Annotated in this window: 18 protein-coding genes and 3 pseudogenes; 9 read left to right on the top strand and 12 right to left on the bottom strand. The window is 60.6% G+C overall.

Going from position 1 to position 21,998, the window contains the following annotated elements:
- Positions 1-7: 7 nt before the first annotated feature.
- Positions 8-1,183, bottom strand: coding sequence for an IS110 family RNA-guided transposase (locus AQUI_RS0106985; protein ID WP_027256868.1), 1,176 nt, complete (start codon positions 1,181-1,183; stop codon positions 8-10).
- Between the two features lie 225 nt (positions 1,184-1,408).
- Positions 1,409-1,651: pseudogene (locus tag AQUI_RS27400) on the bottom strand (transposase); the annotation flags it as partial.
- 91 nt (positions 1,652-1,742) lie between these two features.
- Between AQUI_RS27400 and AQUI_RS30625 the strand changes: the two are divergent.
- Positions 1,743-1,898 (top strand): annotated as a pseudogene (locus AQUI_RS30625) (IS110 family transposase); the annotation flags it as partial.
- Between the two features lie 270 nt (positions 1,899-2,168).
- On the opposite strand, the pseudogene AQUI_RS31480 reads toward AQUI_RS30625, so the two are convergent.
- A pseudogene (locus AQUI_RS31480) lies at positions 2,169-3,203 on the bottom strand (IS5 family transposase).
- Between the two features lie 262 nt (positions 3,204-3,465).
- Here AQUI_RS31480 and AQUI_RS0106960 point away from each other — a divergent pair.
- Positions 3,466-5,655, top strand: coding sequence for a dehydrogenase E1 component subunit alpha/beta (locus tag AQUI_RS0106960; protein WP_027256866.1), 2,190 nt, complete (start codon positions 3,466-3,468; stop codon positions 5,653-5,655).
- Positions 5,652-6,686, top strand: a complete 1,035-nt coding sequence (locus tag AQUI_RS0106955; protein ID WP_027256865.1) for an acyl carrier protein — start codon at positions 5,652-5,654, stop codon at positions 6,684-6,686. Before AQUI_RS0106960 ends, AQUI_RS0106955 begins: the two co-directional genes overlap by 4 nt.
- 244 nt (positions 6,687-6,930) lie before the next feature.
- On the opposite strand, the gene AQUI_RS0106950 is transcribed toward AQUI_RS0106955, so the two are convergent.
- The 3 genes from AQUI_RS0106950 to AQUI_RS0106940 all read right to left on the bottom strand — a co-directional run bounded on the left by AQUI_RS0106950 (position 6,931) and on the right by AQUI_RS0106940 (position 9,614).
- Positions 6,931-8,505: a DUF427 domain-containing protein gene (locus tag AQUI_RS0106950; RefSeq protein WP_027256864.1), complete on the bottom strand. Its 1,575-nt coding sequence runs from the start codon at positions 8,503-8,505 to the stop codon at positions 6,931-6,933.
- Between the two features lie 142 nt (positions 8,506-8,647).
- Complete coding sequence (locus AQUI_RS0106945) at positions 8,648-9,349, bottom strand: winged helix-turn-helix domain-containing protein (RefSeq protein WP_027256863.1); 702 nt, start codon at positions 9,347-9,349, stop codon at positions 8,648-8,650.
- Positions 9,321-9,614, bottom strand: a complete 294-nt coding sequence (locus AQUI_RS0106940) for a hypothetical protein (RefSeq protein ID WP_027256862.1) — start codon at positions 9,612-9,614, stop codon at positions 9,321-9,323. The genes AQUI_RS0106945 and AQUI_RS0106940 overlap by 29 nt, the downstream gene beginning before the upstream one ends.
- 169 nt (positions 9,615-9,783) lie before the next feature.
- Here AQUI_RS0106940 and AQUI_RS0106935 point away from each other — a divergent pair, with 169 nt between their 5' ends.
- From AQUI_RS0106935 to AQUI_RS0106920, 4 genes are all read left to right on the top strand, one after another.
- Positions 9,784-10,299, top strand: coding sequence for a hypothetical protein (locus AQUI_RS0106935; protein ID WP_027256861.1), 516 nt, complete (start codon positions 9,784-9,786; stop codon positions 10,297-10,299).
- Between the two features lie 95 nt (positions 10,300-10,394).
- The gene (locus AQUI_RS0106930; protein WP_027256860.1) at positions 10,395-11,012 is read left to right on the top strand and encodes a ribonuclease HII; all 618 of its coding nucleotides are present in this window, start codon (positions 10,395-10,397) and stop codon (positions 11,010-11,012) included.
- Between the two features lie 107 nt (positions 11,013-11,119).
- Positions 11,120-12,223, top strand: coding sequence for a site-specific DNA-methyltransferase (locus AQUI_RS0106925; RefSeq protein ID WP_027256859.1), 1,104 nt, complete (start codon positions 11,120-11,122; stop codon positions 12,221-12,223).
- Positions 12,224-12,415: 192 nt separating this feature from the next.
- Positions 12,416-13,804: an adenylate/guanylate cyclase domain-containing protein gene (locus AQUI_RS0106920; RefSeq protein WP_027256858.1), complete on the top strand. Its 1,389-nt coding sequence runs from the start codon at positions 12,416-12,418 to the stop codon at positions 13,802-13,804.
- A 3-nt stretch (positions 13,805-13,807) separates the two neighbouring features.
- On the opposite strand, the gene AQUI_RS0106915 is transcribed toward AQUI_RS0106920, so the two are convergent.
- Complete coding sequence (locus tag AQUI_RS0106915) at positions 13,808-14,941, bottom strand: alkane 1-monooxygenase (RefSeq protein ID WP_027256857.1); 1,134 nt, start codon at positions 14,939-14,941, stop codon at positions 13,808-13,810.
- 85 nt (positions 14,942-15,026) lie between these two features.
- Positions 15,027-16,091 (bottom strand): A/G-specific adenine glycosylase, encoded by a 1,065-nt coding sequence (mutY, locus tag AQUI_RS0106910; protein WP_027256856.1) that lies wholly within the window; start codon positions 16,089-16,091, stop codon positions 15,027-15,029.
- Between the two features lie 84 nt (positions 16,092-16,175).
- On the opposite strand from mutY, the gene AQUI_RS0106905 reads away from it, so the two are divergent.
- Both AQUI_RS0106905 and AQUI_RS0106900 read left to right on the top strand, forming a co-directional pair.
- Positions 16,176-16,703 carry a DUF721 domain-containing protein gene (locus AQUI_RS0106905; RefSeq protein ID WP_027256855.1) on the top strand — a complete coding sequence of 176 codons (528 nt, stop codon included), beginning with the start codon at positions 16,176-16,178 and terminating at the stop codon, positions 16,701-16,703.
- On the top strand, positions 16,700-17,371 hold the full coding sequence (locus tag AQUI_RS0106900) for a DsbA family protein (protein ID WP_027256854.1): 672 nt from the start codon (positions 16,700-16,702) through the stop codon (positions 17,369-17,371). Before AQUI_RS0106905 ends, AQUI_RS0106900 begins: the two co-directional genes overlap by 4 nt.
- Positions 17,372-17,477: 106 nt before the next feature.
- Here AQUI_RS0106900 and lpxK read toward each other — a convergent pair whose 3' ends face one another.
- From lpxK to AQUI_RS0106880, 4 genes are all read right to left on the bottom strand, one after another.
- Positions 17,478-18,479: a tetraacyldisaccharide 4'-kinase gene (gene lpxK, locus AQUI_RS0106895; RefSeq protein WP_027256853.1), complete on the bottom strand. Its 1,002-nt coding sequence runs from the start codon at positions 18,477-18,479 to the stop codon at positions 17,478-17,480.
- Positions 18,466-19,659, bottom strand: coding sequence for a 3-deoxy-D-manno-octulosonic acid transferase (locus AQUI_RS0106890; protein WP_027256852.1), 1,194 nt, complete (start codon positions 19,657-19,659; stop codon positions 18,466-18,468). The genes lpxK and AQUI_RS0106890 overlap by 14 nt, the downstream gene beginning before the upstream one ends.
- Positions 19,660-19,771: 112 nt before the next feature.
- Positions 19,772-20,575, bottom strand: coding sequence for an inositol monophosphatase family protein (locus tag AQUI_RS0106885; RefSeq protein WP_027256851.1), 804 nt, complete (start codon positions 20,573-20,575; stop codon positions 19,772-19,774).
- Positions 20,562-21,908: a TldD/PmbA family protein gene (locus tag AQUI_RS0106880; RefSeq protein WP_027256850.1), complete on the bottom strand. Its 1,347-nt coding sequence runs from the start codon at positions 21,906-21,908 to the stop codon at positions 20,562-20,564. Before AQUI_RS0106880 ends, AQUI_RS0106885 begins: the two co-directional genes overlap by 14 nt.
- Positions 21,909-21,998: the final 90 nt, after the last annotated feature.

Below are 21,998 nucleotides of genomic sequence, written 5' to 3'. Positions count from 1 at the left end.
GTGGCCGTCACTGCCTTCTGTTTGCCGATCCGTGCCGAGAGGCGTCGATAGAACGCACCCAAGGCCGTGTCACTTCGGCCAATCGTGACGGCTGCCAGACGCAGGAGCGCAGCCGCGCGCGGCTTGAAGATCTGCGTGTCCGTGAGGACATCAATTTACCACCCGATATTTTGTTGCCCGGGGCCAGACAAAGCCACGATGTGAAGTGCTTGGCGCTCTTCCAGGCGCGCAGGTCCGTGCCGCATTCGGCCACCAGCTTCAGAGCCAGCGATGGCCCGAGGCCGTGGATCTGCGTCAGATCTGTGCCCAACACCCCATATAGCGCAGCCCGCACATCAAAGGACGGGGCATTGTGCTGCTTGCCCCTGATCCGTGCCTTGGGCAGTGGAACCAGATCACCATCCGCCCGGACCGTCAGCGCTCCAACAGCTGCCTCCAGCCTGCGATCGCAGGCCTCGATCTGCGCTTTGTAGAAGTCGTAAAGTTCCAGCGACTGTGTCAGAGCAAAGACGTGTTCGTCACGATCGTTGCCGACCAGTGCGGCCTTGATCATGTCCACAGAAGATTTGCAGCGGATGTCCCGAAACGCGGCGAGAACTTCCGGGTCACGCTCACCATCGACGATGGCGCGGATGATCCGCATGCCCGTCGCGCCTGTGATGTCGGAGACGACATGATGCAGCTGCAGGTTCATCTCCATCAACGCCTTTTGCATGTGTTGAATATGCGCGGCGGCGTACTCAATGAGCCGTTCCCGTTGGCGCATGTAAGCCCGCAGCGTGGCGATCTCGGCCTCAGGCCGGAAGCTGCCGCGGAGCAACCCATAAGAGTGCAACTGGCGCAGCCATCCGGCATCGCTGACGTCGGTTTTGCGACCCGGTACATTCTTGGCATAGCGGGCATTGACGAGGATGACCTCGAAGCCGTGCTCTTCCAGGATCTCGAAGGCCGGTATCCAGTAGACGCCGGTCGATTCCATCGCCACAGTGGTGATACCGCACGACCGAAACCAGGCGGCGAGATCGTGCAGGTCCTGGGTGAACGTCCCGAAGGCACGCACCGGCATGGTGCCAGTGTCCGGGTTCACAGCTGCCATGTGCATGGTCGAACCGATGTCAATCGCCGCCGCATTGGGACTGACCATCTTCAAATCCGGGTGGTCAACGGTATTAACCTTTGTCATGGCATCTCCTCCGTTCCAGGCGAAGGGCGTGGGCCATGCAAGTTCGTCATCTTCCTAACCGGGATCGCCGCAACGGCGGCGTCACCACTCTCAAGTGCGCATCAGCCCATGTGCCACGTTTTTTAACGGGGTCTGACCTCCAATAAGCCATCGGCAACTACCCTTCGCGCAAAACGTAGCACAAGCTGTTGCTACCGCGCACAGGCGGGCAGCGGCCCGGAACGGTTTTTTTAAGATCTCCCTCTCCTCCTTGAGAATGCGGTTCTCGCGTCGAAGCCGTTCATTCTCGCGGGCAAGGTCCAAGTCTTTGTCCGGCACCACTTCCGTATCGCGGTGCGTCGTGATCCACTTGTTCAGCGTCGATACGCCAACGCCCAAATCAGACGCCACCTGTTTGCGTGTCAGTCCGCTGGTTAACGCGATCCGCACTGCATCAGCGCGGAATTCGCCCGTCCGTTTCGTTCCCATAGCTCGTCTCCTTTGCTGCAATAAATGCTATCAAAGGAGCGGCATCAAACCGCGACACGTCCAAAGATATGCCTTTCTTTGCGAAGCTGGAGCGTGCCTGATTGGCATGGAAACCTGCAGCACAGCTCACCATTGGGCTCGCGGGTTAAGAGCGTTGGGTCATGATGTGCGGTTGATCCCACCGGTGTGCATGAAGCCCTATGTGAAGCGTGGCAAGTCCGATGCCATTGACGCCGGGCGAATTTGCCGCCCAACTGAAGGAAGCCCGAAAGGTCGCATGAAGCCCGGACTAGAAACGGGATGAGCTCCAGCCGGTCATGCACTTACAATTAGACTGGAACACTTAGGTGGGCTGATCAAACTTCGAACTATCCTGGCAAAGAGCTAGCCGCACCCACAAAGGGGGATAGTGAACGCTCAAAACGCCCCGCGTTTGCGCGAGTATCCTTTCAAGGAATACTGTACTCCCTCAAAGGATTGAACCGCCCCGGGTTTGCCGGAGGCTGATTTCAGTTAGTTACGCGGCAATGTCCTCAGTTTCCAGGGCGGCGTAGAAATTGGCCTCTGCTTCTGCCGGCGGAATGTTCCCGATAGGCTCGAGCAGGCGGCGGCTGTTGAACCAGTCCACCTGCGTATTCCACTGCCTCGAAGTTGCGCCAAGGGCCGCGGCGGTGAACGGCCTCGGCCTTGAACAAGCCGTTGATCGTCTCGGCCAAGGCATTGTCGCAACTGTCTCCGGCGCTGCCGGCAGAGGGCTCGACCCGCGCAGCCGGGCAATCCTCTTTCCACGCGGGCCCGTTCTTGCGGATCGGGATGACCGGGGTGGCTTGCCGGCCGATGATGGCGGTGTGGCAGCGGCGCGTGTCATATGCCCGGTCAGCGGTCACGGTGCCGATCTGCTCGGCCTCGGAGATCTGACCGAGCAGGTCCGGCAGCACAGGCCGGCAGCACAGGACTGTCGCCGTCGCGGCTTGGAGTGAATTCCACAGCGCGCATGCCGGAGGTCGCCGTGTCCATGGCCAGATGCACCTTGCGCCCCTCTCATTGATTGCTTTGCAATCAACTGCCGGGCAGGGATTGGCGGCGGCCCTGCATCCCGTGCTTGCGGGCCTGCCATTCGCCATCCCCAAGCAACTTGATCCCGGTGCTGTCCATTGCCCGGCGGGGCATCACAGAGTGATGCCCGAGAGGGGACCAGCAGGTTGAGCGGGCCGTCCATGCGGCGATAGGGGATCTGCACCGCCAGTGTCTTCTGCCTGCGGCAGAGGGTGGAGAAGCCGGGCACGGGCCAATCCGGACCTGCCAGCCGGAGCGGACTCGACGCCATCCCGGCGGCCTGCCGCAAGAGCAGCTTGAACAGCGCTTTGATCGACAGGCAGAACTGGATCGCCGCGTCGGAGAAGACCGCAGGGCGGCCCGGACGGCATTCCTGCGGCGCGCGCCAAGTCATGTCCTTGTCCACCCAGATCAGCAGCGAGCCCCGCTTGCGCAACGCGGCGTTGTGGCTGGACCAGTTCGTTGTGCGATCGCGGGAGGGGGATGGTTTGTTCATGCGGACCGTGCAAGCGCATGGATTCCTGATGTGAATCCTCAGAAGTCAGAGTTCTGCAACAACGCCATGTATATCTGAAAACCTATTGAAAGATATTCATAATATTTGCTTCTCAATCAAGTTGGATCGTCCTGCTAGTACTAAAATGTCCTGATTTTACGTCACATCATTCCAATTGGGAATGAAACTAGTAGGCAATCTCATTGGCCTTGATGGCGCCTTCGCGGATAAATGCACCCAAAGTTTATCTCAAGGAGGCCGTATGGACCGCGCCCAGATTGTGCATAAGAATTTCCTGGACCGGGTTAAAGCCGCAGACTTCCCTGCAGGTGCGGCACCAGCAGGGCCGCTCGGCGTATCGGAGGCTGTCGGCACATTCCGTGCACAGGTGTTGAGCCGGGCGCTGGACCTGACCAGCCGGGCGATGCAAAAGGAGGGCGAGGGGTTTTACACCATTGGCTCCTCGGGGCATGAGGGGATGGCAGCGGTGGCGCAAGCGTTGCGCCCGACCGACATGGCGTTCCTGCACTATCGTGATGCTGCGTTCCAGATTGCCCGGGCGGATCAGGTGCCGGGTCAACGGATTGCTTGGGACATGCTGCTGTCCTTTGCCTGTTCCAGCGAAGACCCGACCTCAGGCGGCCGGCACAAGGTTCTGGGTTCCAAAACTTTAATGATTCCGCCGCAGACCTCCACCATTGCCTCGCATCTGCCAAAGGCGGTGGGGGCGGCTTATTCCATCGGCGCAGCCAAGCGGCATCAGCCGGAGCACCAGGTGCTGCCGGAAGACGCCATTGTCATGTGCTCCTTCGGGGATGCTTCGGCCAACCATTCGACCGCGCAGGGGGCAATCAACACCGCGGGCTGGAGTTCGGTGCAATCGACGCCGCTGCCGTTGCTGTTTGTCTGCGAGGACAACGGTATCGGCATTTCCGTAAAAACGCCGAAGGGCTGGATCGAGGCCTCGATGGCGCAGCGGCCGGGCATCAAGTATTTCAAGGCAGACGGGCTGGATATCTATAACGCCTTTGCAGTGGCGCAAGAGGCAGCAGAGTATGTGCGGACCCGCAAGAAGCCGGCCTTCCTGCATCTGCGCACCGTGCGGCTGTACGGCCATGCCGGGGCGGATGTTCCGACCACTTACCTCAGCAAGACCGAGGTTGAGGCGGATGAAGCCAATGATCCGCTGCTTCATTCGGTGCGGCTGCTGAATAAAGCCGGGGCGCTGCAGCCCAAGGAAGCGCTGAAAATTTACACGGACACTTGCGCGCGGGTGGAGCGAATCCGGGCAGAGGCGGTGACACGGCCGCATCTGAAGACGGCAGAAGATGTGGCTGCCAGCCTGATTCCGCCAACGCGGAACTGTACGCCCACCAATGGCCCGCGTTTAGAGGAGCGGGCAGCGGCGTTCGGCAGCGACATGCGGGCGATGGAGGAGCCGCAACCGATGTCGCGGCTGATCAACTGGGCGCTGACCGATTTGATGCTGGAGCATGGCGAGATCGTCATGATGGGCGAGGATGTAGGCCGCAAGGGCGGTGTCTACGGCGTGTCTCAGAAATTGCAGCAGCGGTTCGGACCGGACCGGGTCATCGACACCCTGCTGGATGAGCAGTCGATCCTGGGACTGGCGATTGGTATGGGGCACAATGGGTTTGTGCCCATCCCGGAAATCCAGTTCCTTGCCTATCTGCACAATGCCGAGGACCAGCTGCGCGGCGAAGCGGCGACTTTGCCTTTCTTCTCGGACGGGCACTTCACCAACCCGATGGTGCTGCGGATTGCGGGCCTTGGCTATCAGAAGGGTTTTGGCGGGCACTTCCACAATGACAACTCTCTGGCGGTGCTGCGGGATATTCCTGGAATTGTGATTGCCTGTCCCTCAGATGGGGCTGAGGCTGCAATGATGATGCGCGAGGCGGTGCGCCTGGCGCGCGAAGAGCAGCGGGTGGTGGTCTTTGTCGAGCCGATTGCGCTGTATCCAATGCGGGACCTGCATCAGGCGAAGGATGGCGGCTGGATGCGGACCTACCCCACTCCGGACCGGCGGATTGCTTTGGGCGAAGCGGGTCTGCATGGGGAAGGCACCGATTTGGCCATCGTGACCTATGGCAATGGACGGTATCTCTCGACCCAGGCGCAGGCGGAACTGGCGGTCCAGGGAGTGGACGCGCGGATTGTGGATCTGCGCTGGCTGGCGCCTTTGCCGGAGGCGGCGCTGTTGGAGGCGGTGAAGGGCTGTAAACATCTGCTAATCGTCGATGAATGCCGCATCACAGGCAGTCTGTCAGAGGCGCTGATGGCACTGTTTGCGGAACAAGGCGGTGCTCCAACGGCGCGGGTGGCGGCCAGCGATTGTTTCATTGCCACAGGGCCGGCCTATGGTGCCACGTTGCCGTCGAAGGATAGCATTGTTGCAGCTGCTTTGAAGCTGGCAGGAGGCAAGTCATGACCCGCACGGCTGTTCTGATCTGCCCGGGACGGGGCACTTACAACAAGGCGGAACTCGGTTATTTGCACCGCCACCATGCGGACAAGGCGGCGCTGTTCGCCGGATTTGATGCGCAGCGGAAGGACGCCGGGCAGGAGGAAGTCACGGCGCTCGACGGGGCAACCCGGTTTTCGGTGTCAAAGTATTCCCGCGGGGACATTGCTTCGCCATTGATCTATGCCTCAGCGCTGGCGGATGCACAGTCGCTGGCGGAGGACATCGACGTTGTCGCGGTCACCGGCAACTCCATGGGGTGGTATATCGGGCTGGCGGCGGCCGGGGCGCTGAGCGCGGCGGATGGGTTCAAGGTGGTGAACACCATGGGCACGCTGATGCAGCAGCAGCTGATCGGCGGCCAGCTTGTCTATCCCTTTACCGGTCCCGAGTGGCAGAATAGCCCGCATCGCAAGACGGAGCTGCTGGACTTGGCGGCAGAGATCAATGTGCGCGAGGGGCATGATCTGGGGCTGTCGATTGACTTGGGCGGAATGCTGGTGCTGGCCGGAAATGAGGCCGGGCTGAAAGCGTTTGAGGCGGCGGTGCCAGTGCTGAACGGCCGCTTCCCCATGCGGCTGGCCAACCACGCCGCGTTCCATACAGTGCTGCAAGCGCCGGTGGCTGCTGAGGGGCGCAAGCAGCTGGGGGCAGAGTTGTTCCAGCAGCCGGAGGTGCCGATGATCGACGGTCGCGGGCAGATCTGGTGGCCGGGCGCTACGGATACGCAGGCCCTGGCGGACTACACGCTGGGGCATCAGGTGGTGAAGCCGTATGACTTTACCCGTGCGGTACAGAATGCCGCCTGTGAGTTCGCGCCGGACCTGTTCATCGTGACTGGCCCCGGTACCACGCTGGGCGGCGCAGTTGCGCTATCTCTTGTGCAATGCGGCTGGCAAGGGATGACAGGAAAGCCGGCTTTCAAGGCGCGGCAGGCGGAGGCGCCGCTGTTGATTTCGATGGGGGATGAGGTGCAGCGCTCTTTGGTAACGGGGTGAGCCCGGCCCGGGCAGCGGAACTCCCGCGCCTGATGCCTGCATCATAGATGCAGGCAAAGCAGCCTTGGGCGTTGCACTGCCCTGGGGGGCAGTGCGGAAGGTTTTTTCTGAGAAGGCTTTCAGGGGCAACGGTGCCCTGAAGGCCCCGTTTCCAGTGTGGCGTGTTTATCCTCGCCTCAAGGGTGAGCTGTGTAAGGCGCTGCGGCTGCGCCGCCCTTGACCTGCAGCTGAACACAGGAAGCGGTTATTCGGCCGCGGCCTGCGGTTCTGCCGCTGCTGGAACTGCGAAACAGGTGACAGGCCGGGAGACATTGTGCAGGCTGACGGCGCCCAGGGACAGGCCTTGTGATGGATCGCTCAGGATGTCCTGGCTGACAACGACCGGGTGGTTGACAGTCTTGCCGTAGTCGCCCAGCCGGGCGGCGATGTTGGCGGCCTGACCGATCACCGTGAAGTCCAGCCGTTCGCGGGAGCCGACGTTGCCGTAGGTCACGCGCCCGTAAGCGATGCCGATGGCGGCTTCGCAACGGTGGCCGTTCTCCTCGGTGGCGATTTCCTCTAACCGGGCCACGATAGTGCGGGCGCTGTTCAGGGCCTGCGTGCGGGCCTTTTCAGCATCGCTGCCGGCCGGGAACACCGCCAGCACAGCGTCGCCGATGAATTTAAGCACTTCGCCGCCATGATCATGCACGATGGTCGAGGCAGTCTCGAAGAACTGGTTGAGGAGCGCGATGTAGTCCTGGCGGCCCAGCTGCTCTTCCAGCCGGGTGGAACCGCGCAGATCGCAGAACATGATTGCGGCGTCGATCTCATCTCCGTCACCGCGGCGGATTTCACCGCCTAGCACCCGGGCACCGGTGCGCTTGCCGACATAGGTTTCCAGCAGCGACTGTGCGTTTTCGCGCTGCATGAAGATTTCATAGTAGCGGGCAATCACATCGGAGCATTCGAATATCAGCCCCAGGTTAGCAGTGGAAAAGCCGTTCGGGTGATCACTGGTGAGGGTCAGAACATTGATGCGCCCGTCAGAGAACCGCAACGGCATGGCGACATAATCAGTGGCCCCCTCCTTGCGCAGGTCTTCAAGGATCGGGAAGGCATCCGCGGATTTGCAGCAGCCGAGCCGGTGGCGCACTCCGCCCAAGCCGTTGGAGACATGGCGCAGCGGGCTGTTCTGATAGGCAGGGTGGTCGTGGATTTCGTAAGACGGCGCGTAGGTGGTGACCTCGCCGGTTTTCTTCTGCCAGATGAAGTTCTTGCCCGCGATCAGCGGGTGCAGCGACCAGGCCATGACTGAGAGGCGGGACAAGTAGATGCCTTGCTCAACGAATTTTTCTGCCAGAGCGGCCGTCAGGTCCTCAGGGGTTTGAACCAGGGCGGCGTCCCGTAGCAGCCAATCGATCACCGGGCCGGAGATATTGCCGTAGTCCGGCATCTCCACCTTGTTGCTGCCCACGTCGAATTCGGCTTCGGCGCCAGGCATAAAACCAATATGGCCAGAGATGGGTGCTGCCTCCGGCATCGCCTCCTCATAAGACCAGACACCGTTTTGAACTCCGCCCCCAGTCAGCAGCACATCGCGGTAGCTGGCCGTGCCCTTGAATGGGCAGAATGTCTGCAAGGGGGTGTGGGACGACAGCGATGCAGTCACGTCGTCAGCCGGGAAATAAATTGCAGGTGGAAGGCGGGTTTCATACATCACCTTGGCGCGGGAGCTTTGCGCCAGAACGGTGCCATTGCGCCGGGCTATGACCAAGCCTTGAAGCGGCTCGATAACAATGCCGTAACCCCGATGCGGTGCCTGTACTTGTGCATCCATCCCTGTGGTCCTTGTCATTTGCGCCGGATATGTGCCGAAAACCAGGACCGGCCGGCGTGGGCCGGTTCTGGGTTATGTGGGGTCAGGGACCAGAAATTCCAGAGTTGAACACATGATGTTGTGCAAAGCGGAGCCAGACAGTTCAGACCATACGGATCACGTCCCTGCTGATGGCCAGCACATAACCGCGTTTGGCGATGTTTTTGACCAGCAGTTCGCTCACCATCTGGTTGCCCAGCGTGTCCCGCAGGCGTTTGATCCGGGTGGCGCCGGCGGCCTCCTCGCAGTCGGCAGAGGCGCGGCCGGAAATTACGGCTTCGATTTCCGCGCCCGACAGCACGTCGTCGTCCAGCCGCGCCTCTGCCAAAACAGATAGAGTTTCCATCGCGGCGGGGGTCAGTTTGAACCCCATATTGTTGAGATAGACAGTGTTTTCATCCCGGCTGATCAGCAATTCATTAACCTGAATGCCTGACCGTTCGATCTGCGCCATGCGCCGGTTCAGCATCACCAGCATGCCCAGCACCGTCAGTGCAGCCACCAGCATCGCGGTTGCAAAGACCAGCAGCACAAAGATCACCATCCTGTAACTGGTCAGAGTATCGGCAAAGGCGGTGCCGGACTGGGCCAGGATTTCCAGCAGCTTGATCTCGGCTTGGGCTGTCAGATCGTTTTCGACAAACAGCCGTTCGACCCGTGCATTGAAGGCATTGGCATCGGGCAGCGTCAGCAGAAGAACAGTGCCGGCAACCACCAGAAGCGCAACAATGGCAGCAATGCCAAGCGCGACCACCCTGCTGCCGGCCGCCCGGGCTTCAGAAACGGAGATAGTAAGATCCGGCATTGGCCTTCCTTTGCTGCAGACCTTCGGGGCCGAAGATGGACAAGACATTCAAAAGCTTCCAGCCGCCGGGTGCAATGCGGGCTTGGATCTCGCTTCGGGCAGCCTTTTTCTTGCAGGTACCGGAGAGTTGGATCACGCCATAGTGCAGGCGCAGCGGGTTGTCTTGCTTGGCCTTGTAATCAGCATAGCAATCAGCCGCCTGGGCCGGCGGAGAAAGCGCCAGAAGGGCAGCCGCAAGAGCGGGTATCAGGAGGTGCTGTTTCATGGGGGCATCCTGCGGCGGCGAGCTTTGAAATTCAATAACCGCAGGGGGTTGAGGCAGCTGATATCCGATAACAAGCGGCCGATATTGCCTGTCTGAAGGGGGTGGGGACAGGTTGGGGTCATCAACGGCGCACAGGCTGCGCATCCACAATCAAAAGAAAGGTCCCAACATGGCCCAGACATATGGTTCCAAGCCGCACCGCAAATTCATCGCGCTGATCGTGGCAGCCTCAATCGCCATCACCGGCTTTTCGGCAGCGCCGGCACGCGCAGACGAGGATGTCGCCAAATTCATCGCCGGGATGGCTCTGCTGGGGATCCTGGGCGCTGCAATCAATGATGCCAGGAAGGATGACGACCGTCATGTCACGCGGACCTATAACCCGCCGCGCGGCCATGGGCATGGCGGCCATAGGCACAATTCGCACAACCGCCATGGCGGGTATGTGAAGCCGCTGCCGCCGCGGGTGCACCGCTATGACTTGCCGGCACAGTGTGTCCGTTACTTTCCGCGCTACAGCCGCAACTATCCGCTGGCCGGCAAAGGCTGCCTCGACCGCAATTACGGGTACACACCGAATCTGCCGCGAGCCTGCAAGGTGACCTTCTGGAACGGCAAACGCAACCTCACCGGATACAAGCCCCGCTGTCTGAAGCAGCATGGCTACCGGATGGTCAACCGCTAACAAAATCCGCTTTCGGGCAGCAGAAACTTGGGGGCTTCGGTCCCCTCCTTTTTGTGCGGGTTGAATTTCGGGCCTGAATTGGCTTTGTGACTGGCATGACAAAACCTGACTACTGCCTGGAAGATGCCGCCCTTGCCAAAGGGTACCTGAGAATTGCCGGTGTGGACGAGGTGGGCCGCGGCCCGCTGGCCGGGCCGGTGACTGCCGCAGCGGTGGTGCTGGACATCTCTGCCATTCCCGAGGGGCTCAACGATTCCAAAAAACTGAGCCTGAAAAAACGCGAAGCGCTGGAAGGAAAGATCCTGACCGCCGGTCAGGTGTCCGTTGCGCATGCCTCAGTCGAAGAGATTGATTCTCTGAATATTTTACGTGCCTCGCATCTGGCGATGGAACGTGCGGTGGCCGCACTTGATCCGGCGCCGGATTACCTGCTGATTGATGGCAACCTGATCCCCAAAAAATTGCGATTGCCTGCAGAGGCTGTGGTCAAAGGAGATGCCAAATCTGTCTCCATCGCAGCTGCTTCGATTATCGCCAAACTTGCGCGTGACAGGGTCATGGTGGATTTGGCGCAACAGTTTCCGGGATATGGCTGGGAGAAAAACGCAGGCTACCCCTCGAAACAGCACCGCGCGGCGCTAGTTGATTTAGGTGTGACCCCACATCATCGGCGGTCATTCAGACCCGTACACAACATCTTGTATCAAGAGTGAACCGTAGGGTGTTGTTCTAATAAACAAATTGACCTCGAATCCGCGATGACTCATCCTGTGGACAACCTAATGAGCGCAAAAATGCGCCGCGGGTATGAGGCAGAGCAATGAATAAAACTATGACAAAGGGCGCGGCAGCGCTCCCTTTAAACACGATTATGGGCGGAGACTGCATCGAAGCGATGAACAGCCTTCCGGCCAATTCGGTGGATCTGATTTTTGCGGATCCGCCGTACAACCTTCAGCTGAAAGGCCAGCTGCACCGCCCCGACAATTCAAAAGTCGATGCCGTGGATGACCACTGGGACCAGTTTTCCAGTTTTGCGGTCTATGACCAGTTCACCCGCGAGTGGCTCAAGGCGGCGCGCCGGGTGCTGAAACCGAACGGTTCGATCTGGGTGATCGGCTCCTACCACAATATCTTCCGTGTCGGATCGGCGCTGCAGGACCAAGGCTATTGGGTGCTGAACGATGTGGTCTGGCGCAAGTCGAACCCGATGCCGAACTTCCGCGGCAAGCGCTTCACCAACGCGCATGAGACGATGATCTGGGCGTCCAAGTCGGAAGGTGCCAAATACACCTTCAACTACGAAGCCCTGAAGGCGCTGAACGAAGGTATCCAGATGCGCAGTGACTGGGTGCTGCCGATCTGCACCGGCCATGAGCGGCTGAAAGACGAAAACGGCGACAAGGCGCATCCGACGCAAAAGCCGGAATCGCTGCTGCACCGGATCCTGGTCGGCTCGACCAACCCGGGCGACGTGGTGCTGGATCCGTTCTTTGGCACCGGCACCACTGGCGCAGTTGCCAAGATGCTGGGCCGCGAATTCATCGGCATCGAGCGCGAGGAAGCCTACCGCAAGGTGGCGGAAAAGCGGATCAAGGCAGTGCGCAAGTTCGACCGCGAGGCGCTGGAGGTTTCTGCCAGCAAGCGCGCGGCGCCGCGGGTGCCGTTCGGCCAACTGGTCGAGCGCGGCATGCTGCGCCCGGGTGAAGAGCTCTATTCGATGAACCGCCGCCACAAGGCCAAGGTGCGTGCAGATGGCACCCTGGTGGGCGACAACGTCAAGGGCTCGATCCATCAGGTGGGGGCGCATCTGGAGAACGCGCCATCCTGCAACGGCTGGACCTACTGGTGCTTTAAGCGTGAGGGCAAGACAGTACCGATCGACGTGCTGCGCCAGCAGATACGTGCTGAGATGCAGAACTGAGGCCCGGGGCGTTCTTAGCGTAAAAACCTATTGCAGGTGCTTGTGCTTAATGCACAGGCGCACACCTTGCCCCGCCTGCATCAGGCGGGGTTTTTTGTGCTTTTGCCCAGTGATGCGCTATTCCCTGTTCATATCAGCGCAACTATCTGCAGTACTAACGCTGCAACAGCCAGCGGGAAGAGGGGAAAGCCCATGACCGACACCGCGTTTGCCTCCGGAAACGAAACCGTTTCAGCGTTCCAAGCCGGTAGCCAGCAGCTGTCATCTGCGGAAAGCAAATTTGCCGAGGCTGCTCTGGATGCCCACAAGCGACGGGGGTTGCAGTTGGCGGTACGGGCGCGTTGGATCGCGATGCCCATTATCGCGGTCTTCATCGTCTTCCTGAACCCGGCCTGGGAAATCCTCTATTATCATGGAATTCTTGCACTTTTATGCGTCAATGGCTGGTTCATCAGCCGCGCAGGAAAAGTAGGAAAGTCGCGGCTGGAGCTGTTCCTGATTTTCCTGGACCTTCTCATCATGACGTTTGGCCTGGTTGTGCCCAATCCGTTTGACAGCCGCAGCATGCCGGTTGCCATGCAGTACAGGTTTGACAATTTTCAGTACTTTTTTGTCATCTTGGCCGCGGGCACCATGGCTTACTCCTGGCGCACAGTGATTGCGATCGGGACATGGACGGCTACGATGTGGCTGGGCGCGCTGGGGCTGGTCTGGTGGTTCTCCAACCCGGTTCCCGGGCTTACCGAAGTCATGAACGCCGCCTTGGGCTTTGAGCCTGAGTTGGCGGAGTTTTTCGACCCTAACAGTTTTATGGTTCAGTTGCGTGTGCAGGAGGCAGTGGTTTTTGTGCTGGTGGCAGTGACGCTGGGCTTTTCAGTGCGCCGGTTCAACGGGCTGCTCAGAAGCAATGCCAGCCTGACACGGGAGCGGGCGAACCTGTCACGCTATTTTTCACCCAATGTGGTGAATCAACTGTCGCAGAACGACGAACCGCTGAAACAGGTTCGCAGTGAAAATGTGGCGGTTTTGTTTCTCGATATTGTGGGTTTCACCCGATTGTCTTCAGACATGGATCCGCGTTCGGTGATTGACCTGTTGCGGGAATTCCACGGCCGGATGGAGCGGGAGGTGTTCCGCCATCACGGCACGCTGGATAAATATCTTGGAGACGGGCTGATGGCGACTTTTGGAACGCCGGTTGCTGGCCGGCAGGATGCCACCAATGCCCTGGCCTGTGCTCATTCCATGCGCGAGTCGCTGGTGGCATGGAACAGGGAACGCGCCCGCCACGGCAAGCCGGAGATCCGCGCCGGAATCGGAATTCACTATGGCGAAGCGTTGCTGGGTGACATTGGTTCCAACCGGCTGGAGTTTGCGGTGCTGGGCATGACGGTGAACATCGCCGCCCGGTTGGAGAACCTGACCCGCAAGCTGCAGGCCGGGATTGTGATCAGCGAAACGCTGGCCGCACAGGTGAGGGCGGAGCAAATCGGCCTGGATCTGCTAGAGGGCAACACCCGGCATCCGGACCAAGAGGTGCGCGGGCTGGATCAGCCGATGACGGTTCTGGCCTGGGCGTAAGCCCTATCGGGGCACCGGGTTCCGCGCATTGTTGTAGGCGTGCCAATCGGTGATCTCGGGGTAGTACGTTTGCCGCCAACGCCGCACCCGCGGGTTCATCACCCGGCGCCATAAGGGCGGGACCATCGCGGCAATGGTCATTACCGGGTAGCCATAAGGCAGCTGCGGTGCGTCGGCTTCAGTATAGTTCTGCAGCAGCGGAAAGCGGCGGTTTGGTTTGTAATGATGGTCTGAATGGCGCTGCAGGTTGATCAGCAGCCAGTTCGATGCCTTATGCGCTGCATTCCAGGAATGGCGCGGCTGCACGGGTTCGTATTTGCCGTCGCCAAGATGTTTGCGGGTCAGCCCGTAGTGTTCGACATAGTTGACGACCTCCAGCTGCCAGATTGCGACGCCGGCTTGCACCAAAAACAGCAAGACGCCGGTCACGCCGCCCAGTATAAGCGCCAGCATGAGCATGGCTGCCTGCAGCGCCCAATAACGGAAGAACGGGTTCGTACGGTCGGTCCAGGGGCGGCTCTTCTTCGCCAGCTTTTCCTTTTCGGCGCGGAACGCGGAATGCCAGCATTGCCGCAGGACCCGCGGGTAGAAGCGGTGAAACCCCTCGTTGTAACGGGCGGTCACCGGGTCACGGGGAGTGCCCACATAGCGGTGATGCACCAGCAAATGCTCGGAACGGAAATGCGAATAAAGCACCATCGCCAGCAGGATATCTCCCAGCCAGCGCTCAATCCGGCTGGACTGGTGCATCAGCTCATGGCTGTAGTTGATACCCACGGCGCCGGTAACGACGCCGACGCCAAAGAAAACAGCGAATTTGCCGAATGCACTCAGATGATCGGCACCGCTGACGTACCAGATTAATCCGAACAGCGTGACGAATTGCAGTGGCACCCAAGCAGCGGTCAGCGCCTTGTACCAGGTGAGATCACTGTCCGGCGTTTCCGGGTCGGCGTTCTCCAGGTTCAACCCGAATGCCCCGTCCAGCACCGCAAACAGATGCCAGGTCACCAGCGGCGGCAGGACCAGCGTCCAACCACCGTAAACTGCAGAAATCCAAACCAGCGGCAGCAGCAAAAAAGACATCCAGAACGGCAGGGCGCTTTGCCAGCGGGCAAGGGTTTCGGGGGCGATCATGCCTGTGTCTCCCAAATCAATCAGCGCGCGTTTGCGCCGACACTATGCCCTAAAATCTGAAAACCCAAGAGCGGCGCCGGATACCTTAGAGGCCCTGATACAAATCGAAGGCCTTGCGCATTACTGTGGGCAGGCTGGAGGGGCGGAAGTCGCGGTGTGGTATCAGTTCCTGCGCTGCATTCTGGTTAAAACCTTCAGGCAATTCGGCCGTCATCACCCGTAGGATCAGATGGAAATGAGTAAAGGTGTGGCGCACTTCCCCATCCGCCTCTTGCCAAACCGCTTCAAAAGGCGGGTTCGGACCCGGGGCGTCACTCCACTCCGAACCGGGCCAGCCAAGCATTCCACCCAGCAGCCCTTTGTCCGGCCGCCGTTCCAGCAGCCATAGGCCGCCGGCAGATTTCGCCAGGTAAACGATGCCCTTCCGGGTGGGTTTCGGTTTCTTTGGCGTCTTCTTGGGCAGCTCAGCTGCAGTGCCTGCAGACCGCGCTGCACAGGGATCGCGCCAGGGACAGATGCCGCAGGCCGGGTTGCGCGGGGTGCAGATGGTGGCGCCCAGGTCCATCACCGCCTGGGCGTAGTCACCGGGCCGCTGAGATGGGGTCAGTTCTGCCGCGCGTTCTTTCAGTACAGGTTTCACACCAGGAAGCGGGTCGTGAATGTCGTGCAGCCTGGCCATCACCCGTTCCACATTGCCATCCAGAACAGTCTCGGGGCGATTAAACGCAATTGAGGCGATGGCGGCGGCGGTATAGGGGCCGATACCGGGCAGTTTGAGCAGGCCATCGTAATTGTCCGGGAATTCTCCGCTGAAACCGCTTGCGACCACACGGGCGCATTTCAGCAAGTTGCGGGCCCGGGCGTAGTAACCAAGGCCGGCCCATTCGGCCATGACTTCTGCGTCCTCAGCCGCTGCAAGATCGGACACCGTCGGCCAAAGGTTGGTAAAGCGAAGAAAGTAGTCCCGCACCGCCGCCACCGTGGTCTGCTGCAGCATCACTTCGCTGAGCCAAACTTTGTAAGGATCGGGGTAGCTGCCTGCCGCTCGATCTGCCGGGCCCACCCGCCAGGGCATCGCGCGCGCATGCACGTCATACCACGCAAGCAATTCTTCGCTCATCGCGGCGGAATTGCTGTTCAAGTCACGCATTCGTTATTCCCTGGCTCGCGGTTTGGCTGGCGCCTGCATTCCGGCTCTTTACAATAGGGCAGGCAGTCACGCAAAAGCTAGATCATGGCATTCAGACGCAGCACCACACGCGGGTTCGCAAGAACCTCCAAGCTCCTCAACGAGCAGATCCGCAAGGCGGGGGAAAGCCGTGGTTTTGGGGTGTCGCGGCTGCTGACCCACTGGGAAGAAATCGCCGGTCCGGATCTTGCCGCAATGGCGCGTCCGGTGAACGTCGGCTACGGGCGCGGTTCCTTTGGCGCAACGCTGACGGTGCTGACGACCGGAGCCAATGCGCCAATGCTCGAAATGCAAAAGGAACGCCTGCGTGAGCGGGTGAATGCGGTTTATGGCTTCAATGCCATCTCCAAGGTGCGGATCACGCAAACGGCACCGACGGGATTTTCCGATGGCCGCGTGGAATTCAAATATGCCCCCAAAGTGCAAGCGCCCCGACAGCCCGACCCGCAGGATACTGCGGCTGCCAGCCAGGCGGCTGCTGGTGTGGAGAACGACGATCTGCGTGCCGCCCTGGAACGCCTGGGGCAGAACGTGCTGACAAAACAGAAAACGCAAGGAAAGGGGTTCAAATGACCCGTCTTATGTCTGGTGTCTTTGCCGCGGTTGCGGTTGTTGCGGGCGGTTATGCCCTGTCGGGATTCAACACTCAGAACAATCTGCCGCAGAACCCGCTGGTTGGCGCCGCTATTGCGCAAGAGGCCGAGGTGGACATCTCAACAATCGCCGAGATGACGTTGGGGGCCGAGGACGCGCCGGTCACGCTGATCGAATACGCCTCCTACACTTGCCCGCATTGCGCCAGTTTCCACAATGAAACTTTCAAGAAGCTGAAGGCTGACTACATTGACACCGGCAAAGTGAAGTTCATCTACCGCGAAGTCTATTTTGACCGTTACGGGCTGTGGGCCTCGATGATTGCGCGCTGCAGCGGACCGGATAAGTTCTTTGGTATTTCCGATCTGATCTACAAGGGCCAGTCCGAATGGGCGCGGGCCGGAGGCGCAACCGAGATCGTCGATGAGCTGCGCAAAATCGGCCGCCTGGCGGGAATCGGGAATGAGCAGCTGGAAGCCTGCCTGCAGGATGGAGAGAAAGCGCAAACCCTGGTGGCCTGGTATCAGGAAAACGCCACCGAGCACGGCATTGAGGCAACGCCGTCGTTCATCCTGAATGGTGAAAAGATTTCCAATCAATCTTACACAGAGTTCAAGACGCTGTTGGACGCAGAGCTGGAAGGTTAAACTCTTCCTGCAGAAGAACTTTTAAGCCCAGGCCGTGTGCCTGGGCTTTTCAGGGCAGAGCAAACCGGGAAATTTCTCTTTCGGCAGCCTCTGCGAGAGCTGGAGGTCAGCGAGCTGGCGCCGCCTTCTTCAATAGATCCCTTAATCGGTCATCTCCAGCAACCTGCAGCCGCACAGGCAGGGTAATGACCTTGGAGCGGAAGCTGTCTGGCAGGCGGACGGCGTCTTTTTCCGTAGTGACCAACTGGGCGTTAAGCAGTTTGGCTTCATTCTCCAGCCGGTTCATTAGCGCGGATGAGAGCGGCTGATGATCGTCAAGCGCTTCGGCCCGTGCAATGTCAGCGCCAAGGCTGCGCAAAGTGTTGAAAAATTTCTGGGGGTGGCCGATGCCAGCAAATGCCAGAACGCGGGTACCGTTCCAAGGCATCCCGGTCTGCAAGGGCTCCAGTGCGCCAGCGAAATGCGGCAGGCCCTGCAATTGGCTTGCCCAGGCAGTGGCAAAAGCTCTCTGGGCCTCTTCCGGTCCAAGCGAAAGCACCGCGTCAGCCCGTTTCAGGCCAACGCCAACAGGCTCCCGCAACGGGCCGGCGGGCAGGCAGCGGCCATTGCCAAAGCCCTGCTGCGCATCCACCACGATCAGCGACAGGTCCTTGCCCACGGCGGGGTTCTGAAACCCGTCATCCAGTATGATGATGGTAGCCCCTGCATCCGCGGCGGCGCGTGCGCCAGCGGCGCGGTCCTTGGAAACCCAAACTTCGGCAAAGGCGGCCAGAAGAAGCGGTTCATCCCCCGTCTGCGCGGCCTTGTGCCGGCCAGGGAAGACTTGCACCGGTCCCTCCAGCGTGCCGCCATAACCGCGGGTCACAACATGCGGCTCATGCCCCTGGTCGCGCAGCGTTTCCAGCAGCCAGATCACAGTGGGCGTCTTGCCGGTGCCGCCAGCATTCAGATTGCCAACGCAGATCACCGGGACATTCGCACGCATCGGGTTGCCTTTGGCGACCCGGGAAGCTGTGGCGCGTGCATAGACCCAGCCCAGCGGCGCCAGCAAAGCTGCCCGAAGATCAAAATCACCCGGCGGTTTGTGCCAGAAATCAGGTGCCCGCATCGGTAACCTCGCGTTGATCCAGCAGGGTCTGGACCTTTTCCAGTAACATGTCGGTTGTGGCGGCGCTTTCGGTGACACTCTGCCAGCCGGCCAGCGCCATTTCGGCAGCCTTGTCCGGGGCGGAAAGCGCAACAACCGCATCGGCCAGTTCCGATTGAGTCAGCACCGGCTGGGCAGCGCCCGCCGCGGCCAGTCTTTCATAAAGGTCGCGATGCGCGTGGATACCCGGTCCGTGCAGCAAGGCCGAGCCTAAGGCCGCTGCGTCCAAAGGCGACTGGCCCTGTGCCACAGGATCCAGGCTGCTGGCAATCAACGCGGCTGGAGATAGCCGGTACCACAGACCCAAATCCTCGCTGCCTGCCAACAGCACCTGGGTCAGGTCCTCAGGTTCACCGCCATCTTCCCAATCGGCAAAAGACAGTCCGCTGTCCTGCACCAGCCGACGGGCTGTTTCAAGATCCGCGCTGTCCTCCAGCGCGACCACCAGCAGCAACCGGTGCAGCAGCCGCAATGCAGCGCGATGGGCGTCCAATATACGGGGCAGCTCGCTGAGCGTGGTATGAGCGGCCAGCCAGACCGGGCGGCTGCCCAGGGTCTGCTGCATGGCGGTAAGTTCTTCGTCATTGCAACCGGGCGGAATTGCCGACACCCGCAGCTTGCTGGCCAGCTGCACCCGCTCCGCTGGAAATCCGATCCGGGTCAGCCGCGCCTGAACAGCCTTGGAGGGGGTCAGGATGCAGGTCAGCCCGTCCAGCAGGCGCCGCCTCTGGTCCGGCAGCCAGCGGCTGGCGCGGTTGGGCATTTCATCCTCTAGCAGATCCGCCAGCAGCACGCCGGTGCCGCGCTCGCGCATTTGCCGAAGCAGCACCCGTCGTGCTGGCGAGCCGGTCCAGATGCAAGCGTCGGGCTGCCAATGGTTTAAAAACTCGCGGGCCTCGGCCATGGTGTCCTCAGGCAGCGGGCCAATTGGAACATCGCAGCCAACTGTACCTGTCAGCCGCAGTCCGGGTTCCCAGCTTGCCAGTACGGACAAGTCCGGGCGCAGGGACTTGAGACGGCGGCCGATATCGCAAAGCGCTTGATAGCGTTCAGGGGTGGTAGCGTGCACCCACAACAGCTCTCCTTTGGGGCGGGGCTGCAGAACGGAGGTGCGGTTGGGAGCTGTGGTTCGCCGTTGCATCTGGCTCGATCTGAAATTTCCGGCCCAAGGTATCTGCAACATGCGGGTTTGTCTGTGAAAAATTTGCGTATGACGATAGCGCTGCTGCTGTGCCGCATAAGGCCAGTCTGGTTTAATGTCCAGCGATGCCAGGGCCGTTCGGGTCCAGCGCTGTCAGCAGCGAATTCTGAAGCGCCGAATTGCCCGCAACCACCCCATTCAGGCGGGGGTGCGGATTGTTGAAGCGCAAGGGGCTGCCGGTTTGATCTGTAAGGATGCCGCCAGCTTCGCGTATCAGCAAATCACCTGCCGCAATGTCCCATTCCCAGCTTGGACGCAGGGTCAGCATGGCGCCGAAACGGCCGTCTGCCACCTTGGCCAGCCGGTAGGCAAGCGATGGCCGGTAGCTGCGGATGAATTCAGGCGGGGTGCCACCCAGCCAATGATGGGCCTGCAGGTTAGGTTTGGCAGCCAGCACTTCAGAACTGGAAAGTTCTGTTGCAGGGGACACATGAATCGGGCTGCCATTGCAATTCGCTCCCTGGCCATTGGCGGCAGTGTACATCAGCTCCCGTTGCGGCAGATAGATCACGGCGGCGGTCACCTCGCCGTGTTCAGCGACAGCAAAGGAATGCGCCCAGGTGCGGGAACCCTCGGCGAAACTGCGGGTGCCGTCGATCGGGTCGATGATAAAAACCTTGTCGCGCAACAGCCGCGCGTCATTGTCTTCAGTTTCTTCCGACAGCCAGCCATAGCCGGGCCGCGCCTGTTGCAGCATGTCTTCGAGCATTGCATTGACGGCCAGGTCGGCTTCGGTCACGGGACCAGCGCCGCCGGGCTTGTCCCAGCGTTTGGCTTCGGGACCGGAAAAACGGCACGCAATATCGCCGGCCTGTTCCGCCGCTTTCACAAGCAGGGAAAGGTCAGTTGCCGGCAAGGGTCATTCCTTCGGTCAGCAGCGAAGGGACCACGGTTGAGAGGTGCCCGCGCGCGTCATTGGCGGGAACGATCCGCCGCAGCATGTCAAGCAGGTTGCCCGCGATAGTGCATTCGTTGACGGGATAGGCGATCTCGCCGCTTTCCACCCAGAAGCCCGAAGCGCCGCGGGAATAATCGCCGGTGTTCGGATTGATGGTCGAGCCGATCATCGACGTCACCAAGAGACCGGTGCCCATCTGCGCAATCAGATCATCGCGGCTGGCTTCCCCTTCAGTCAGAGCAAGATTCCAGGTCGCGGGCGAAGGCACCCCGCCGATACCTCGGGCGGCGTTGCCGGTGCTTTCCAAGCCCAGCTTGCGGGCAGAGGCGAGGTCCAGCGTCCAGCCAGTCAGCACACCGTTGTCAACGACAGTGCGCTGGCGCGTCGGCAGACCCTCGCCATCAAACGGGCGGGAACCGGAAATGCGCGGGCGGTGCGGGTCTTCAACAATAGAGAGAGTTTCGGGCAAAACCTGCTCACCCAGTGACCCTTTCAGCCAAGAGGACCCCCGGGCAATCGCGGCGCCATTGGCCGCAGACAACAGATGCCCGATCAGCGAGGAAGAGATGCGCTCGTCAAACAGAACTGGAAAACTGCCGGTTTTGGGTTTGCGGGCGCCAAGCCGGGCAACCGCGCGTTCGCCGGCGGTGCGGCCAATGTCTTGGGCGCTGCGCAGGTCGGTTTGAAAAGTGCGCGAATCTCCGTCGTAGTCACGCTCCATACCTGTGCCGCTGCCTGCAATCCCGGTGCAAGAGAGTGAGCGCCCGGTACGCTGGTAGCCGCCGGAAAAACCGTTTGTCGCGGCCATATGCACAACATGGCGGCCATAACCGGCCGCAGCGGATTGAACCTGGGTGATGCCGCTGATTTCCTGGCAGGCGGTCTCGGCAGCCAGCGCGTCAGACTGCAGAGCAGCAGGCGCCGGCTCGCCGTTGGGGTCTTCCAGCTCCAACGGTGCCAGGTTCCAGTTCTTGGCCAGCTGCGACGGATCGGCAAGGCCTGCATAAGGGTCCTCAGGTGCTTCCTTGGCCATGGCGACAGCACGCTCGGCCATCGCAGCGATGGTTTCCGGGCGCATGTCCGAGGAGGAGACCAGTGCCTGCCGTTTTCCTACGAACACCCGCAGGCCCAGATCGGTGCCCTCAGAGCGCTCCGCATGCTCCAGTTTGCCTTCCCGCACTTCGATGCTGAGGGAACTGCCTTCCGCTGCCATGGCATCGGCAGCATCCGCGCCGGACTTGCGGGCGGCATCAATCAGGGCGTGGCAAAGCGCTTCGGGGGATTGGGTCATGGGCACCTTCTGTTCTGCTCCCTTCCAGAGCTATCCAGTGAGGCGGCTTGCCGCAAGAGCGGGCAGCAAAAAAGGGGCCGCACTTGGCGG

It is taken from the genome of Leisingera aquimarina DSM 24565, from assembly GCF_000473165.1.
Lineage (GTDB): Bacteria > Pseudomonadota > Alphaproteobacteria > Rhodobacterales > Rhodobacteraceae > Leisingera > Leisingera aquimarina.
This window is presented reverse-complemented; position numbering and strand designations above follow the sequence as displayed.

Excerpts from the sequence above, each read along its gene's own strand:
- AQUI_RS0106925 (WP_027256859.1), top strand. The coding sequence starts at position 11,120 with ATGAATAAAACTATGACAAAGGGCGCGGCAGCGCTCCCTTTAAACACG.
- AQUI_RS0106945 (WP_027256863.1), bottom strand. The coding sequence starts at position 9,349 with ATGCCGGATCTTACTATCTCCGTTTCTGAAGCCCGGGCGGCCGGCAGC.
- AQUI_RS0106880 (WP_027256850.1), bottom strand. The coding sequence starts at position 21,908 with ATGACCCAATCCCCCGAAGCGCTTTGCCACGCCCTGATTGATGCCGCC.
- AQUI_RS0106920 (WP_027256858.1), top strand. The coding sequence starts at position 12,416 with ATGACCGACACCGCGTTTGCCTCCGGAAACGAAACCGTTTCAGCGTTC.
- lpxK (WP_027256853.1), bottom strand. The coding sequence starts at position 18,479 with ATGCGGGCACCTGATTTCTGGCACAAACCGCCGGGTGATTTTGATCTT.
- AQUI_RS0106955 (WP_027256865.1), top strand. The coding sequence starts at position 5,652 with ATGACCCGCACGGCTGTTCTGATCTGCCCGGGACGGGGCACTTACAAC.
- AQUI_RS0106915 (WP_027256857.1), bottom strand. The coding sequence starts at position 14,941 with ATGATCGCCCCCGAAACCCTTGCCCGCTGGCAAAGCGCCCTGCCGTTC.
- AQUI_RS0106960 (WP_027256866.1), top strand. The coding sequence starts at position 3,466 with ATGGACCGCGCCCAGATTGTGCATAAGAATTTCCTGGACCGGGTTAAA.
- AQUI_RS0106950 (WP_027256864.1), bottom strand. The coding sequence starts at position 8,505 with ATGGATGCACAAGTACAGGCACCGCATCGGGGTTACGGCATTGTTATC.
- AQUI_RS0106935 (WP_027256861.1), top strand. The coding sequence starts at position 9,784 with ATGGCCCAGACATATGGTTCCAAGCCGCACCGCAAATTCATCGCGCTG.
- AQUI_RS0106930 (WP_027256860.1), top strand. The coding sequence starts at position 10,395 with ATGACAAAACCTGACTACTGCCTGGAAGATGCCGCCCTTGCCAAAGGG.
- AQUI_RS0106900 (WP_027256854.1), top strand. The coding sequence starts at position 16,700 with ATGACCCGTCTTATGTCTGGTGTCTTTGCCGCGGTTGCGGTTGTTGCG.
- AQUI_RS0106905 (WP_027256855.1), top strand. The coding sequence starts at position 16,176 with ATGGCATTCAGACGCAGCACCACACGCGGGTTCGCAAGAACCTCCAAG.
- AQUI_RS0106940 (WP_027256862.1), bottom strand. The coding sequence starts at position 9,614 with ATGAAACAGCACCTCCTGATACCCGCTCTTGCGGCTGCCCTTCTGGCG.
- AQUI_RS0106985 (WP_027256868.1), bottom strand. The coding sequence starts at position 1,183 with ATGACAAAGGTTAATACCGTTGACCACCCGGATTTGAAGATGGTCAGT.
- mutY (WP_027256856.1), bottom strand. The coding sequence starts at position 16,091 with ATGCGTGACTTGAACAGCAATTCCGCCGCGATGAGCGAAGAATTGCTT.
- AQUI_RS0106890 (WP_027256852.1), bottom strand. The coding sequence starts at position 19,659 with ATGCAACGGCGAACCACAGCTCCCAACCGCACCTCCGTTCTGCAGCCC.